The 14,715-nt window shown below is 61.2% G+C and carries 8 protein-coding genes; 2 read left to right on the top strand and 6 right to left on the bottom strand.

All coding sequences use genetic code 11. The features are described 5' to 3' along the window. Window positions 1–96: 96 nt before the first annotated feature. The 3 genes from nfuA to ACZ6YA_RS21225 all read right to left on the bottom strand — a co-directional run bounded on the left by nfuA (window position 97) and on the right by ACZ6YA_RS21225 (window position 4,184). Complete coding sequence (nfuA, locus tag ACZ6YA_RS21235; RefSeq protein WP_400802117.1) at window positions 97–681, bottom strand: Fe-S biogenesis protein NfuA; 585 nt, start codon at window positions 679–681, stop codon at window positions 97–99. A 58-nt stretch (window positions 682–739) separates the two neighbouring features. Next, window positions 740–1,774 (bottom strand): acyltransferase family protein, encoded by a 1,035-nt coding sequence (locus tag ACZ6YA_RS21230; protein WP_465899152.1) that lies wholly within the window; start codon window positions 1,772–1,774, stop codon window positions 740–742. Window positions 1,775–1,883: 109 nt separating this feature from the next. After that, window positions 1,884–4,184 (bottom strand): fatty acid cis/trans isomerase, encoded by a 2,301-nt coding sequence (locus ACZ6YA_RS21225; RefSeq protein ID WP_465899242.1) that lies wholly within the window; start codon window positions 4,182–4,184, stop codon window positions 1,884–1,886. 166 nt (window positions 4,185–4,350) lie between these two features. On the opposite strand from ACZ6YA_RS21225, the gene metH reads away from it, so the two are divergent. After that, entirely contained in the window at window positions 4,351–8,058 is a 3,708-nt protein-coding gene (gene metH / locus ACZ6YA_RS21220; RefSeq protein WP_465899150.1) for a methionine synthase, read from the top strand. A gap of 171 nt (window positions 8,059–8,229) precedes the next feature. Further along, window positions 8,230–8,448, top strand: a complete 219-nt coding sequence (locus ACZ6YA_RS21215; protein ID WP_465899148.1) for a DUF2970 domain-containing protein — start codon at window positions 8,230–8,232, stop codon at window positions 8,446–8,448. A 280-nt stretch (window positions 8,449–8,728) separates the two neighbouring features. On the opposite strand, the gene ACZ6YA_RS21210 is transcribed toward ACZ6YA_RS21215, so the two are convergent. The 3 genes from ACZ6YA_RS21210 to ACZ6YA_RS21200 form a co-directional block, all read right to left on the bottom strand. Then, on the bottom strand, window positions 8,729–12,934 hold the full coding sequence (locus ACZ6YA_RS21210) for a hypothetical protein (protein WP_465899146.1): 4,206 nt from the start codon (window positions 12,932–12,934) through the stop codon (window positions 8,729–8,731). Window positions 12,935–13,063: 129 nt separating this feature from the next. After that, complete coding sequence (locus ACZ6YA_RS21205) at window positions 13,064–13,429, bottom strand: hypothetical protein (protein WP_465899144.1); 366 nt, start codon at window positions 13,427–13,429, stop codon at window positions 13,064–13,066. Window positions 13,430–13,502: 73 nt separating this feature from the next. Further along, window positions 13,503–14,579 carry an ABC transporter substrate-binding protein gene (locus tag ACZ6YA_RS21200; protein ID WP_465899142.1) on the bottom strand — a complete coding sequence of 359 codons (1,077 nt, stop codon included), beginning with the start codon at window positions 14,577–14,579 and terminating at the stop codon, window positions 13,503–13,505. Between the last annotated feature and the right edge of the window lie 136 nt (window positions 14,580–14,715).

Here is a 14,715-nt window from a genome sequence, read left to right as displayed (position 1 = left end):
GTGATGGCCTGCAGCCCTTTAAACATGGGCTGCGGCCTGTTGTCGCAGGGGTTGAATCCGTAACAGTTTGTTGCTAGGCGCACGAAATACTACCGGTCAGTAGTAGGCGTTTTCCTTCTGGGTGTGATCGGTCACGTCACGCACGCCCTTGAGTTCCGGAATGCGCTCGAGCAGGGTGCGCTCGATACCTTCCTTCAGGGTGACGTCGGCCTGGCCACAGCCCTGGCAACCGCCACCGAACTGCAGCACGGCAATGCCGTCGTCGACCACGTCGACCAGGCTCACCTGGCCACCGTGGCTGGCCAGCCCCGGGTTGATCTCGGTCTGCAGGTAGTAATTGATGCGCTCGTTGACCGGGCTGTCTTCATTGACCATCGGCACCTTGGCGTTCGGTGCCTTGATGGTCAGCTGGCCGCCCATGCGGTCGGTGGCGTAGTCGACCAGCGCGTCTTCCAGGAACGGTACGCTGACCGCATCCAGGTAAGCGGTGAAACTTTTCAGACCGACCGGTTCGTCGTCGGGCTTCTCTTCACCCGGTTTGCAGTAGGCGATGCACGTCTCGGCGTACTGGGTGCCCGGCTGGGTGATGAAAACGCGAATGCCAATGCCAGGCGTGTTCTGCTTGGAAAGCAGATCGGCCAGGTAATCATGGGCGGCGTCAGTAATGGTTATAGCGCTCATGGAAGTTCCTCACAGACTTGCGGCCAAGTGTACGCCAACCTGGCCCTTGAACAAAGTCCTAGCATTTGACTCGGGATAACGCAAATGCCGGGGTTTTCTCCCGCGGCGCCGCTACCCAAGCCTGCATGCGCCGATACAGGCCGCGCTCCAGCCACTGGTAGCTGAACCACGACATTAGTCCAATGGACGGCACACACAGGGCGAAGACCAGATACGGGTTAAGGTGCAGGCGCTGGCTGGCGAACCAGCCGGCATACAGCACCAGCACGTGAATCAGGTACACCGAGTACGAACAGTCACCCAGCGCCTTGAGGATCCGGTTGCCCTGGAAGTACGGCTCCAGGGAGACGAACGCGAGCACCATCAAGGCACTTGGCAATCCCCAATGCAGCAGTCGCTCGGACGCGTCCAGGTGATAGATCGCGTAACCCGCCACGCCCAGCACCGCCAAGGGTAACCACAGCCCCTCACGCACCACACCACGGCGATACAGCACGCCGATACCGATACCCAGCAGAAACTCGTAGATGATGTCGTTGTTGTAGAAGCGGCTGAGCACGCCCAGACGGCCCAGCACTTCGCTGACCAGCAGCAATGCCGCTGTTACCAGCAACAGGTGATGGCGTTGACGGACCAGGAACGCCAAGCCGAACAGCAAGTAGAAAAACATTTCGAAGTTCAGCGTCCAGCCCACGTTCAACGTTGGATACAGGCCATAACCCCCGGGGTTCTCGGCCGGGATGAACAGCAGCGACAGGAGCAAATGGCGCCAGTCAAATTCCTGGTGCGGCATCCATTGGCTGAAGGCAAGCAATAGCGCCGCCATGAGCGCGGTATAGAACCAGTAGGCAGGGACGATACGCAGCGCTCGGTTAAGCAGAAAGCGGCGTGGCTCGATGGCTTTGTCACGGGTCGATAGGTAGATCACCAACCCGCTGATGACGAAGAAGATGTCGACACCGACTGCGCCGCGATCGGTAAGAAACTGGCCAATAGGCCCGCTGGCATGGAAGTCGAAGAAGATCTGCATGAAATGGTGACAGACCACCACCCAGGCGGCGAACGCCCGCAGTGCCTGAAGCGAATACAGCATGGAATACCCTGCGCTTGCCGGTGCATTGAGGCCCTTGCCAGCGCAGTTGCTGGCAAAGGCCGCCCACCGTTTCCGACCGCAGGTGCGCCGGAAAGGTCAGCTCGACCGATCAGAGGTTCTCGTAGCGGTTCATGTCCAGCACCCCCGCCTCCACCGGTTCGGTTTCCTGGATGAAGGTGGTGAGGTCATGGAAGTAACGCCAGAACTCCGGGTGGCTGCGACGCACCCCCCAACGCAGGACGATCCGTTCGAACTTGGCCGCATCGTCGCGTGCGTACTCCATGTCCTCGACAAATTCCGGCACATCCGCAGCTGGAATGTTGAAGATGAAGTTGGGATAGCTGCTGAGCACCCCCGGGTACAAGGTCAGGGTATCCAGCCCCGGCTGGTAGCGCGAGGCTTCGCCCAGCAGGAAAGCGACGTTGCTGTGCGCACGATTGCGCAGCAGGCTGTAGACCTGGCGCTGGCCGCCCTGCCCTTCGATGCGCAGCATCGTCGCCTCGGGCAGTTGATTGATCACCTTCAGCCCCGCAGCCGGGCGAGACGCCAGGCGGCTCAGCGACTGCTCGACGTCGCGAAATTCCTCGTTCATCTGTGGCCGTGAGCAGTAGGCGCCCTGGCAGCGGTTGATCGGGTCGGGGGCGGCATTCAGGCTACCGGTGCGCTGCAGCAACTTGAGGCCGAAGTCGCGTTTGGCATCGCGCGGGTCGAGCTTGATACCGCTCGGCGTGTCGGTGTCGATGTCCTCGTAGTCGAGCCACATCTTTACCTTGCCGCCGCTCTGGTACCAGTCGCTGAGGATCGCGCCTCGCTGGTCGGCCGGCATCAGGCGCAGGAAGTTGACCTCGGCGCCATTGCGGATCAGGTCGAAGTACAAGCGCGTCTGCAACTGGTGCGAGACATTGCCGAATACGTCGAAGTTGACCGCCAGTTGGTAGTAGGTACGCTCCAGCAGCGGGTAGTCGAACAGCCACATGGTCAGCGGCACATCGCCGACCAGGCCCTTGGTCACCGCCGCACTGTCGAAGTGGCGGAAGATGCTCAGCAGCGCGTTGTCGTTGCCGGCCCACAGCGTCGCCCAGCCCGGTGCCGGCATGTCGGCATAGGCTTCCCGCCGCAGTTTTTCATATTCATTGCGCTTGTCGCGGTAGGCATGCCACAGCGACAACACACTGCCTACGTCGTCGATCTGCCCCGGCATGGCCAGCAGCGGCGTGGCTTCACCCCGGTATTTGGCATCGGTGATGTAACGGTCGTGGGCCGGCTCCTGGAACAATGCCCAGAAGTTGTCGCGGATCACGTCGGTGGCGATCTGCCCGCGGCACACCGGGCCACGGATGAAGGTCCGCACGAAGTATTCGGCGTTATCCAGCATGAACTGGTAGCGCGCCACCGCCGGGATCGCCTCGAAGGTCTCGAACGGGTTGGCCCGATGGCGTGGGCCGTAGCCCGGCAGCGCCGAGGCATGCCAGTCGCCGGCATAGAACAGCTGCTTCACCCGCTTGAGTTTCTGCGGCCCCATCGGGTAAGTGATGTGGGTCTTGTGCACGATCACGCCCTGCACAGGGATCAGGCGGTAATAGAAATCGGTACCGGGCGGGTCGTTGGGGCGGCGCGTGGCGATGATGTCGGCCGGCTGGCCGCTGGGCGTGCGCGAGCGCACCCATTGGAAGAAGTGGCCTTGCTCACCGCCGACGAAATAGATGTGCGCCAGGAACAGGTGCTCGTACAGCCAGCGGCCAACCAGCGCTTCGGTAGAACCCGGGCGGTTGAGCAGTTCCTCCCATTCGGCGATCTGCTTGGCTTCAGCCGCGCTTGGTTGAAGCGGCTGGTATTCGACCGGCGCACCCGCCGCCAGCCAACGCTGCATCGTGTGGTATTCCTGGTCGGTCAACCCGGTGACCGCCAGCGGCATGCCTTCCTTGGGGTGAGCGCCGGCGTAGGCGTCGAACTCACCGGGCAGCGGGCACATGTTGTTGCGGTTCAGCCCCAAGACGATCTCTTCGGGCAACTTGGCATTGGGGGTGAGCGGCGTCTTGTGCCCCAGTTCGAGCATGCGCGCCATCAGCGCGGCCTGGCTGCCCTGGTTGTCGAGCACCGAATAGAAGCCCTTCCTGCGCCACGCCTCTTCGCTGTGGGCGTCGTAGAACAGCCGCGTGGTGGGCACCGCCTTACTGCGCTCGCCCTGGTACACCGGCACCTTGGTGGCGCCGCGCACCGCGCCCTCCGGGCTCTCCAGCTTGAGCTGGCAGGCAGCGTCGTTGCAGGCGTGGCAGGCCACGCACTTCTCGGTGAAGATCGGCTGTATATCCCGGGTGTAGGAAATTGCCGGGCTCGATTGGGGGACCTGCCCGAACGCCACGCCGCTGATCAGCAGGGCGAAGGCGGCAGCCATAAAGCGATGCACCATGTGCCGAAAGTCCTGGTTCTTGAAAGCCATCACGATTGCCTGGTCGTCCTTGGGTGCTCTGTGGCTTAACATGAACAGAATTCATGGAAATGGCCGATGCGCCTAAAATCCGCGCAGCTTTGTTATGATTCGCACCTTCTGATATTCGCCCGACCAGGTAGTTCCTATGTCCGACCGCAGCGCTCGTCTCCAAGCACTCCAGCACGCACTCAATGAGCGCATTCTGATCCTCGACGGCGGCATGGGTACTATGATCCAAAGTTACCGCCTCGAGGAACACGACTATCGTGGCACGCGCTTCGCCGATTGGCCAAGCGACGTCAAGGGTAATAACGACCTGCTGCTGCTCAGCCGCCCTGATGTCATCGCTGCCATCGAGAAGGCGTATCTGGACGCCGGCGCCGATATCCTCGAAACCAACACCTTCAACGCCACGCAGATTTCCCAGGCCGATTACGGCATGGAGTCGCTGGTCTACGAGCTGAACGTCGAGGGTGCACGCATCGCCCGCCAGGTGGCCGATGCCAAGACCTTGGAGACCCCGGACAAGCCGCGTTTCGTCGCCGGCGTGCTCGGCCCGACCAGCCGCACCTGCTCGATTTCCCCGGACGTCAACGACCCCGGCTACCGCAACGTCACCTTCGACGAGCTGGTGGAAAACTACATCGAGGCCACCCGCGGCCTGATCGAGGGCGGCGCCGACCTGATCCTGATCGAAACCATCTTCGACACCCTCAACGCCAAGGCGGCGATCTTCGCCGTGCAGCAGGTGTTCGAGGACGACGGCATCGAGCTGCCGATCATGATCTCCGGCACCATCACCGACGCCTCGGGCCGTACCCTGTCGGGCCAGACCACCGAAGCCTTCTGGAACTCGGTGCGCCACGCCAAGCCGATTTCCGTGGGCCTGAACTGCGCCCTCGGCGCCAAGGACCTGCGCCCGTACCTCGAAGAACTGTCGACCAAGGCCGACACCCACGTTTCCGCGCACCCCAACGCCGGCCTGCCGAACGCCTTCGGCGAGTATGACGAAACCCCGGCGGAAATGGCCGCTGTGGTCGAGGAGTTTGCCGCCAGCGGCTTCCTCAACATCATTGGCGGTTGCTGCGGCACCACGCCTGGGCACATCCAGGCCATCGCCGAGGCCGTGGCCAAGTACAAGCCACGTGAAATACCGGAAATCGCCAAAGCTTGCCGCCTGTCGGGCCTGGAGCCGTTCACCATCGACCGCCAGTCGTTGTTCGTCAACGTCGGCGAGCGCACCAACATCACCGGCTCTGCCAAGTTCGCCCGGCTGATCCGCGAAGAGAACTACACCGAAGCCCTGGATGTCGCCCTGCAGCAGGTCGAAGCCGGCGCCCAGGTGATCGACATCAACATGGACGAAGGGATGCTCGACTCCCAGGCTGCCATGGTTCGCTTCCTCAACATGATCGCCGGCGAGCCGGACATCTCCCGCGTGCCGATCATGATCGACTCGTCCAAATGGGAAGTGATCGAGGCAGGCCTCAAGTGCATCCAGGGCAAGGGCATCGTCAACTCGATCTCCATGAAGGAGGGTGTCGAGCAGTTCAAGCACCATGCCCGCCTGTGCAAGCGCTATGGCGCCGCCGTGGTGGTGATGGCCTTCGACGAGGTCGGCCAGGCCGACACCGCCGCACGCAAGAAAGAAATCTGCAAGCGCAGCTACGACATCCTGGTCAACGAAGTGGGCTTCCCGCCGGAAGATATCATCTTCGACCCAAACATCTTCGCCGTCGCCACCGGCATCGAAGAACACAACAACTATGCCGTCGACTTCATCGAGGCCTGTGCCTACATCCGTGATCACCTGCCGCATGCGCTGAGCTCGGGCGGTGTGTCCAACGTGTCGTTCTCGTTCCGCGGCAACAACCCGGTGCGTGAGGCAATCCACTCGGTGTTCCTGTTCCACGCCATCCGCAACGGCCTGACCATGGGTATCGTCAACGCCGGTCAGCTGGAGATCTACGACGAGATCCCGGCCGTACTGCGCGAGAAGGTCGAAGACGTGGTACTCAACCGCACCCCGGAAGGTACCGATGCCTTGCTGGCCATCGCCGACGACTTCAAAGGCGGCGGCGCCACCAAGGAAATCGAGAACGAAGCCTGGCGGTCGCTGCCGGTCGGCAAGCGCCTGGAGCATGCCCTGGTCAAGGGCATCACCGCGCACATCGTCGAGGACACCGAAGAGTGCCGCCAGCAGTGCGCACGCCCCATCGAGGTCATCGAAGGGCCGCTGATGAGTGGCATGAACGTGGTCGGCGACCTGTTCGGTGCCGGCAAGATGTTCCTGCCCCAGGTGGTCAAGTCGGCGCGCGTGATGAAACAAGCCGTTGCTCACCTGATCCCGTTCATCGAAGCCGAAAAAGGCGACAAGCCGGAGGCCAAGGGCAAGATCCTCATGGCCACGGTCAAGGGTGACGTGCACGACATTGGCAAGAACATCGTCGGCGTGGTGCTGGGTTGCAATGGCTACGACATCGTCGATCTCGGCGTGATGGTGCCAGCGGAGAAAATCCTGCAAACCGCCCGCGACGAAAAATGCGACATCATCGGCCTGTCCGGGCTGATCACCCCATCGCTCGACGAGATGGTCCACGTTGCCCGCGAAATGCAGCGCCAGGGCTTCGAGCTGCCGCTGATGATCGGTGGCGCCACCACCTCCAAGGCGCACACCGCAGTCAAGATCGAGCCGAAGTACAACAACGACGCAGTGATCTACGTCACCGATGCTTCGCGCGCCGTGGGTGTGGCCACCCAGTTGCTGTCCAAGGAACTCAAGCCTGGCTTCGTCGAAAAGACCCGCCAGGACTATGTCGAAGTGCGCGAACGCACTGCCAACCGCAGTGCCCGCACCGAACGCCTGAGTTACGCCCAGTCCGTGGCGGCCAAGCCGAAGTACGACTGGGCCAGCTACCAGCCAGCCGTACCTTCCTTCACGGGCATCAAGGTGCTGGACAACATCGACCTGCGCACCCTGGCCGAATACATCGACTGGACCCCGTTCTTCATTTCCTGGGACCTGGCCGGTAAGTTCCCGCGTATCCTCACCGACGAAGTGGTCGGCGAAGCGGCCACATCGCTGTACAACGACGCCCGCGAGATGCTCGACAAGCTGATCGACGAGAAACTGATCAGCGCCCGTGCCGTGTTCGGCTTCTGGCCGGCCAATCAGGTGGGCGATGACGATATCGAGGTCTACGGCGACAATGGCCAACCCCTGGCGACCCTGCACCACCTGCGCCAGCAAACCATCAAGCCGGACGGCAAGCCGAACTTCTCGCTGGCCGACTTCGTGGCGCCGAAAGCCAGCGGCGTCACCGACTACGTGGGCGGCTTCATCACCACCGCCGGTATCGGCGCCGAGGAAGTGGCCAAGGCCTATCAGGACAAGGGCGACGACTACAGCTCGATCATGGTCAAGGCCCTGGCCGACCGCTTGGCCGAAGCTTGCGCCGAGTGGCTGCACGAGCAGGTTCGTAAGGAGCACTGGGGCTATGCCCGCGATGAGCACCTGGACAACGAGGCGCTGATCAAGGAGCAATACAGCGGAATCCGCCCTGCCCCAGGTTATCCGGCCTGCCCGGACCACACCGAGAAGGAAACCCTGTTCCGCCTGCTCGATGGCACGGCGATTGGCGAAACCGGCCCGAGCGGCGTGTTCCTGACCGAACACTTTGCGATGTTCCCGGCGGCGGCGGTCAGTGGCTGGTACTTTGCCCACCCGCAGGCGCAGTACTTTGCCGTGGGCAAGGTCGACAAGGACCAGATTGACAGCTACAGCGCGCGCAAGGGCCAGGACGTCAGTGTGAGTGAACGCTGGTTGGCGCCGAATCTGGGCTACGACAGCTAAACGGTTCTGGCCTCTTCGCGGGGCAAGCCCGCTCCCACAGGTACCCCACTGGTTTCAGGATTAGTGGGGTACCTGTGGGAGCGGGCTTGCCCCGCGAAGAGGCCAGCGAAGGCAACATCTATCCCATTGCCTACACTGTCCCTGATTGCCTCCGAATACCCAGGAGCCACCATGGACCACTCAAGCCAAGGCAAGCCCCCCACCTTCTGGCAGATGCTGCACAGCATCCTCGCCGCCGCCTTTGGCGTGCAGAGCGGCAAGAACCGCGCGCGCGACTTCACCCATGGCAAGGCCAGCCACTTCATAGCACTGGGTACGCTGTTCACCCTGGTGTTCATCCTGGTGCTGGTGGGCCTGGTACAACTGGCCATGCACCTGACTGCCCGCTGAAGCGCAGGCCGCCCGCGCAATTCCCTTGCGCGGGCGGTTCAAGTTGCATCACGGTCTGAAGGTAAGGGCGCTACTGGTGGCTGACCCAATACACGGCGGTGACCACCACCAGGACGATCAGGCAGAGGATCGCCCACGCGTCGACACTGCTGTCAGCTTTGCGGACCTTGGTAGAGTTTCCCATTGCATTGCCTCTTGTAGTGGTTATGGGAATGCACTTCACAACCAGCAGTTAAGACGAGCAATGCCCTTTACTCAAGTAAGGTTTTTCTCCGTTTGCTCAGAAATTGGGCAAGCCCACGTCGCGGGCCACGGCGTCGTTCATCACCAGTAGATAACGCTCGTCCTGTTTGAACACGCGCAGATCGAGCATCCTGTAGGCGAACTCTTTATACGGCGAATAGGCGTTGGTGATGATTACTCGACCGCCATTGTTGACGAAGGGCATGACGTGCTCTTTGATCTTGGCCATGAACGGTACTTCCTTGAGGTACACGTCACTGAAATGCCCACTGAGGATAGCGAGATCGCCTTCATTGCTATGCCCCTGGGCCACAGTGAACATGTCCCAACCGTCCCCGGTTGAAAACGTCGTCTGCCCCTGCTGGGTTTGCAGATAGCTCAAGTAATTCAACCCTTCGAGGTTGGACAGGCTGCTCAGCATCACCACTGTCCCCAACTTACCGTCGGTGTTCATGATGGCCATCGGCAAGTTAAGTCGATTGTAGTTATTGATGAGCACCGGGGAGCTGTTGCGCGACGCGTTGTTCTGCGCGATGTAAAACGCTGCGGCGACAAACGCTCTGGCTTCCGCTTCGCCGCGCAGGGGGTCGGCAAGGAAGGCTGAATCAGGCGCAATTTCGATTTGCCCGTTGACCAACGAATACTGGGGCTCCACCGTTGCGTACAGGTAGTGCCTGACGTCTTCGCGGAAACGCTGAACCTCTGGGGATTTGACGAAGCGTTTGGCAGCATCCCCGTCGCTAAATTTGGTGCGCAGGAGGTGTGGGTCGAACACCGGCTCATGCTGCGCGTGCCACATGTCGACCAGGCTTTGCTTGATGCTGGTTATATGGTGCTTGACACGATCCGGTTGCTGAACGATTTCACGCTGGGTCAAGCTGATCAATGGGTTCAGGTCATTGACCCGCAGCTCACCCTGAAACCCACTGGCCCTGACAAAATTCGAGTAGAAGCCAGAGCCGGACATTGGCTCCATGACCCGCCTGATCAGCGGCTGCCCCGCACGTTTGGCAGTGATCAGATCAACGATCAGCGCGCCATTGAGATGCTTGACCTCGGCCGCGATGCTGCCTGGCATGCGAAAGAACCCAAGCGCAGTGATGTCGATGGGTAGCCCCCATTGCCGATGGAACAGATCGACTTTTGCAGCGATGCTGCTACTGTCCGTGGGTTGCCGCATGGCTTGCGGGGCTTGCGCCAAGCGGCGAGTGTACTCAGCGGTGTCTTTGACAGGCCGGACAAAAGGATAAAACGTGTTGATGGCCTTGTGCGTGCCGCTGTGGGCATTGAAGGTCAGTTCATACCGTGACCCGATCAGCCCCAGGGAAGCAGGAATGCCCGGCTCATTCGAGCGGGTCGATGGCTGCCCGCCACCCGCCGTGCTGGCGTTGTCCATTCCCCCAGGCAAGGTTCGGGCGCGCTGCCAGAGGCCGCTCACCTCCTGGCGCACCCATCTCCCGCCGCCACTGCCCGCAGGGCGAACCAGCTCAAACTCTTGCGCGCCAAGGTGGCCAGTCTTGACCCGATAAAACGTCGTGTTCAACCCGCGAAACGCGATGTAGGTACCGCCGCCGTAATCGTCGCCCACACCACTGCCGCTGTCGTAGTAAAGACGCGCCAACGGCTCACGCACATACTGGGTCATCAACCGTTTCAGTAAAGGTTCATCGGTCACCTGACCGACATCCATCTCGGTGGCGTCCAGTGCCTCTTGCAACCGCCGCCATTCTCCATAACTGCGGTGTAACAAGGGGCCCTTGCTATCGTCAGGTAGCATGACACGCCAGGATGGGCCCTCTTCACTCACCTTCATGGCGCCATGCCCCCAGGGCAGCCAGCGCGTGCCGTCTTGCTCGACCAGACCGCTCTGCGAAGGCGCTACTCGTAATGTAACCATCTGTATGCAGTCACGCAGGTCAGGATCACCGTGAACCGTCACGCCCCGCAGCTGCCCTTGGCCCACTAGCGCCGCCCTACTGACAACGACTTTTTCCAAAACGGCGTTGTTGAACACCCCTGCGTCGCCCACAGCGATACCCAAGCGCTCACGGCCCCCCGCACCCATCAGGCGCACTAGAACGTCGCTGACAGGTACGGGACTGCCATGGGCCGCGGTGATGACATTCTGGCCGGCGCCCCTTGCCCAGTAGGTAAAAGCCCCCTGCACGTCATGGCGTTGCAGCACTAGCACCTGCGCGGCCTGTTCGTAGCCCCAGGCGCCGACAGTATCACCCGCCTGGACGACGCGTATCGACACATCCAGACCTTGTCCCATGTCCCTGAATAGCTGCATCACACCGCTAAAATAAAGCGATTCGGCGCTGGGTGACAGGGTCTGAGGGCCAGAGGAGCCAGGCGCCCCCGCCAATGCCGCAAGATCGGCCTGGTACCTGGCTTTGCTCAGGTTGGCCAGGCTATTGGGCTGCGGCACGCAGCGTTCGCAATGTGCACTGATATCGCGCGCGTCCGCCCGCTGCAAAATGCTGCCACGCACCGTAAGGCGCCCTTCCACTGACACAGGTAACAGGACCCCGTCATCGGGGGGAACGCTGGCGCGCTGCCGGCCGTCGTGATGTACGGCTCGATGCAATCGGTATTGGTTTTGCGGTTGCAGGAGCTTGTCAGCCAGTCGTTCCCTGAGCGCCAACGCTTTCTTGCGGTCGGCGGGCTGACCTGGTGCCAGGTCCTGCACGAAAAGGAACAGCGAATTCGCCACTGCCCCGTCGTCGTTGGCACCGGCAGAGCCGTATTGCCAAGGTGCATGGCGAGTGAGTACAACCTCGCGGCTGACCACGTGCTCGGCATTGCCAGCGCCTACGTCAGGCTCGAAGGTCTTGAGTGGGTTGCCTGCAATGTCCAGCACCTGGATGCGAAGGTCCAGGGTGTGGGCCAGCCATGCAACCACCGGCCATTCGATGGTTTCAGGCAATTCGGTATAGCGCTGCGTTCCGAGCAGCTGCACCGTTTGCGCGGTCAGCATGCGAGTCAATACCTGGCTGGCCGCGGCACTCAACCCCATATCCATTCGCGCCTTGCCGGCAGCCATCGCGTCGAGTGCCGGCTTATCGATGCCCGCCTGTCGCAGCATCTGCGCCAACACGCTATCGTCAAGCGTCTGCAGCGCCGGGGGCAGCATGTGGCGCAGGCGCTGCGCTGCAGTTTCAGCTTGAACGCCCGGTTGGACCAAGCCAGGCGAACGTCCGGGCAACAACGTGCGGTTGAGTGCATCCAGCCTCGATTTCAAGAGCTTGCCGCCCACTCTGCCGGCGCCCATCTCCAGCACGGTCTGCATGAAGTCCACCAGGGTTTGCCCCACCTCCTCCCATTTGGTCTGCGCAACGGCCAGCGGCAAGTCGACGGCCAGTTGTTTGATGAACATGGCCTTGAACATTAAACCCCGGCCCGGAAACTTCACCTTGCCCGGCACCGCGACCAAGATGACGTCAAGTGCAAACGCAACCATCTCCAGTCCGATGCGCGCCGTATGATCCAGGCTGCTTTGACCATTAGGTGTAAAACGCGCTTTCACCCGCTGCACCAACAACGCTGCGTAAGCGGATGCCAGTCGGTCAACGACGGTGCTGCCCGTCAACGGATAGGGGGCATTGAAGCGGACTTCGCTCGCGCGACGCTCATAGTCCTCCCGGCTGGCGTAAACGCCCGAGCCTGACCAGAAGGCGTCCGCCGGATAGGCTTTACGCAGGGGCAGCACCTGGGGGAACCTCGCCAAAACCGCCTGTTGCGCCAACGGTGAGAGCATCGACCACGACCAGCCTGAACGCTCGCGGCGGGTATTCCAGAGATCGTCGCGAAACACTTCGGTGAACACTTGCATGGCCGTCAGGTTTTTTACCGAATCAGCGACAAAAAGCCTACCCGTCGGAAAAGTACCTGCATAGATGTACGTATCGCTGGGCGTCTGCAACGCGAATGCAGCCAGGTCGTGCCCCTCTACTCTCAACATGAAGTGGCCTCGATGCAGCATCTGCCCGGCAGCCGGCATGCGGTAGCTGAAAACCCCTGGCAAGGTCAGGCCCGAGCGAGCCTGCAGCTGCTGGTATTCAGTTGCGTTGATGCGCCTGTCTTTCAACGCATCGAGCAGTGCGATCTCGAAATTGGCATTCGACTCACGCTTGATCGTCTCAACCTGCTTTCCGTGCGCGGCCCAGGCATCGCACTGGTTAGCAATCGACGCCCCGATATCCAGCGCACGCCCCATGCTGATGATTTCATCGATCCTCACCGGGCAGCCATCGGCCTTTACAAACGCTGCGCCGCTCGAGGTCAACCAGCTATTGGCGACAAAATCGTTGGCGTCTTTGGTCAGTCGGGGCGGTGCGAGCTGAATCGGCGTGCCGCCGCAGAGCCATGCCTAGAGCGGCCCGCTGGCGGGCGCCTGGTGCGCGCGATTGGTATGGATACGCACTTCATCCACACGCACTTCGAACCCTGTGAGCGCAGTGAGGGATTGATTCACTTTATCCCTGGCATCTTCGATGATCTTCGCGAGAGCCTCGACACCTGTCTGAGGTGTCTGGTAAAGGGTATCGAGCTTCGCGCGCTGGGCCGGGTTCAAGGCCCCGTAAAATGTCCCCACGCACTGTTGCGCCTTGGCGACCAGTTCAGCGCCATTACGTTCGTCATCGGTCAGCAGAATGGGCATCTGGGTGCTGGGGTACAGCGTGATTTCCGGGTCGTTTTCAGGCGAAACCGGGCTATCGGTGGTTGAATGAAGCATGACAACTCCTCTGGCAGAAGCTGTCATCGAAACAAATCAAGGTTCCCCGGCAGACGTATTTAAGTATTCACAGTCAGTATTCTATGGGCGATGTCAGGAAGGGGTAGCGATAACCTGCCGACCGCCCATCGGCGCTGTAACGCTGGAAGTCGACGCCATAGTCGTTTCTCTCAAGAAGATTGAGCCAACGCGCCGCCTTGGCCTGGTCTACTGACTGCAAAACTGGCACGACATGTTCTCGTAGACCGTCCCGATCTATCGGCATTCCCCGGGCATCATCATGCAGCATGACCATGGCCCAGCCACCCAGGCTGAAATGCCCGCCCATCAACACCCCGAGTCGCCCATCAATACGAGCGCGCAATGCTTCGGGTGAACTGTTGACCGCACTGAACACCACATCCCGCCCCGGCTTGCGTCCGGCCTCCTCGAACGCCTGCATGGCGCCAAAAGCCATTTCATCATTGGCCGACCATACCAATTGAGTCTGCGGATAACGCTCCAGCAACTGCTGCGCCTGCTCGAAGGCGCGCTGACGATTCCACCCGCCGTAGACCACCTGGCGCAGGCGTACCTGGGGGAAATCAGCCAGGGCCCGGCGCATGCCCTGCTCGCGCAACTGCGAAGCCGGTGTAGTCTTGACCCCGGCAAACGCCACCAGGTCGACCGGCTCGCTGCTGCGCGGTAGCAACGCCACCATCTGGTGCAACATGAGGTAACCGGCCTGCTCGTCATTCCCGGTCAAGGTACCCAGCAACTGGGCATACTTGCCCGGTTGCGCCTGGATGCTGCTTTGCTGGCTGGGCGTAAGGCCGTTATTGACCATGAACAGTTTGACCCCGGTCCCCTTCGACAGGCGGATGATCTCCGGCGCCACGTACTGCTCGTTGACCAGCACCAGATAATCCGGCCGCTGCGGGGCTTTGAGGATGGCCCGCGCCTGGGTCAGCGCCAACTCGGCGTTGCGTTCACTGTACTGCACACGCAGGGTCATGCCCAGATCGTCCGCAGCCGCCTGCATGAACCGTGAGTAGTCGGTCCAGAAGGTTTCACTGGGTTGGCCCGGGTTGAGGAACACCACCGAAGCGGCCTGCGCCGTCGCTGCCAGCGGCAGGCTCAGGCACAAGCTTTGGCACAGCGCCTTGAGCATGCGGTTACAACCCTCTCAACAAACCCGTGAGTATAAACCTGGCCCACCCTATAACGAACAAATGCCAGTCAGTCTCACTTAGTCCGTTTGGTTCTTTTCATATGCAAAAACATCACTTTAGCGCATAAACCCAACC

This window comes from Pseudomonas sp. NPDC090752 (assembly GCF_055584805.1).
The sequence above is the reverse complement of the archived record's forward strand: the minus strand, read 5'-3'. Positions and strand labels throughout refer to the sequence as shown.

Bases quoted from the DNA above. Each gene is read 5' to 3' on its own strand.
- nfuA (WP_400802117.1), bottom strand. From the start codon at position 681: ATGAGCGCTATAACCATTACTGACGCCGCCCATGATTACCTGGCCGAT.
- ACZ6YA_RS21230 (WP_465899152.1), bottom strand. From the start codon at position 1,774: ATGCTGTATTCGCTTCAGGCACTGCGGGCGTTCGCCGCCTGGGTGGTG.
- ACZ6YA_RS21225 (WP_465899242.1), bottom strand. From the start codon at position 4,184: ATGGTGCATCGCTTTATGGCTGCCGCCTTCGCCCTGCTGATCAGCGGC.
- metH (WP_465899150.1), top strand. From the start codon at position 4,351: ATGTCCGACCGCAGCGCTCGTCTCCAAGCACTCCAGCACGCACTCAAT.
- ACZ6YA_RS21215 (WP_465899148.1), top strand. From the start codon at position 8,230: ATGGACCACTCAAGCCAAGGCAAGCCCCCCACCTTCTGGCAGATGCTG.
- ACZ6YA_RS21205 (WP_465899144.1), bottom strand. From the start codon at position 13,429: ATGCTTCATTCAACCACCGATAGCCCGGTTTCGCCTGAAAACGACCCG.
- ACZ6YA_RS21200 (WP_465899142.1), bottom strand. From the start codon at position 14,579: ATGCTCAAGGCGCTGTGCCAAAGCTTGTGCCTGAGCCTGCCGCTGGCA.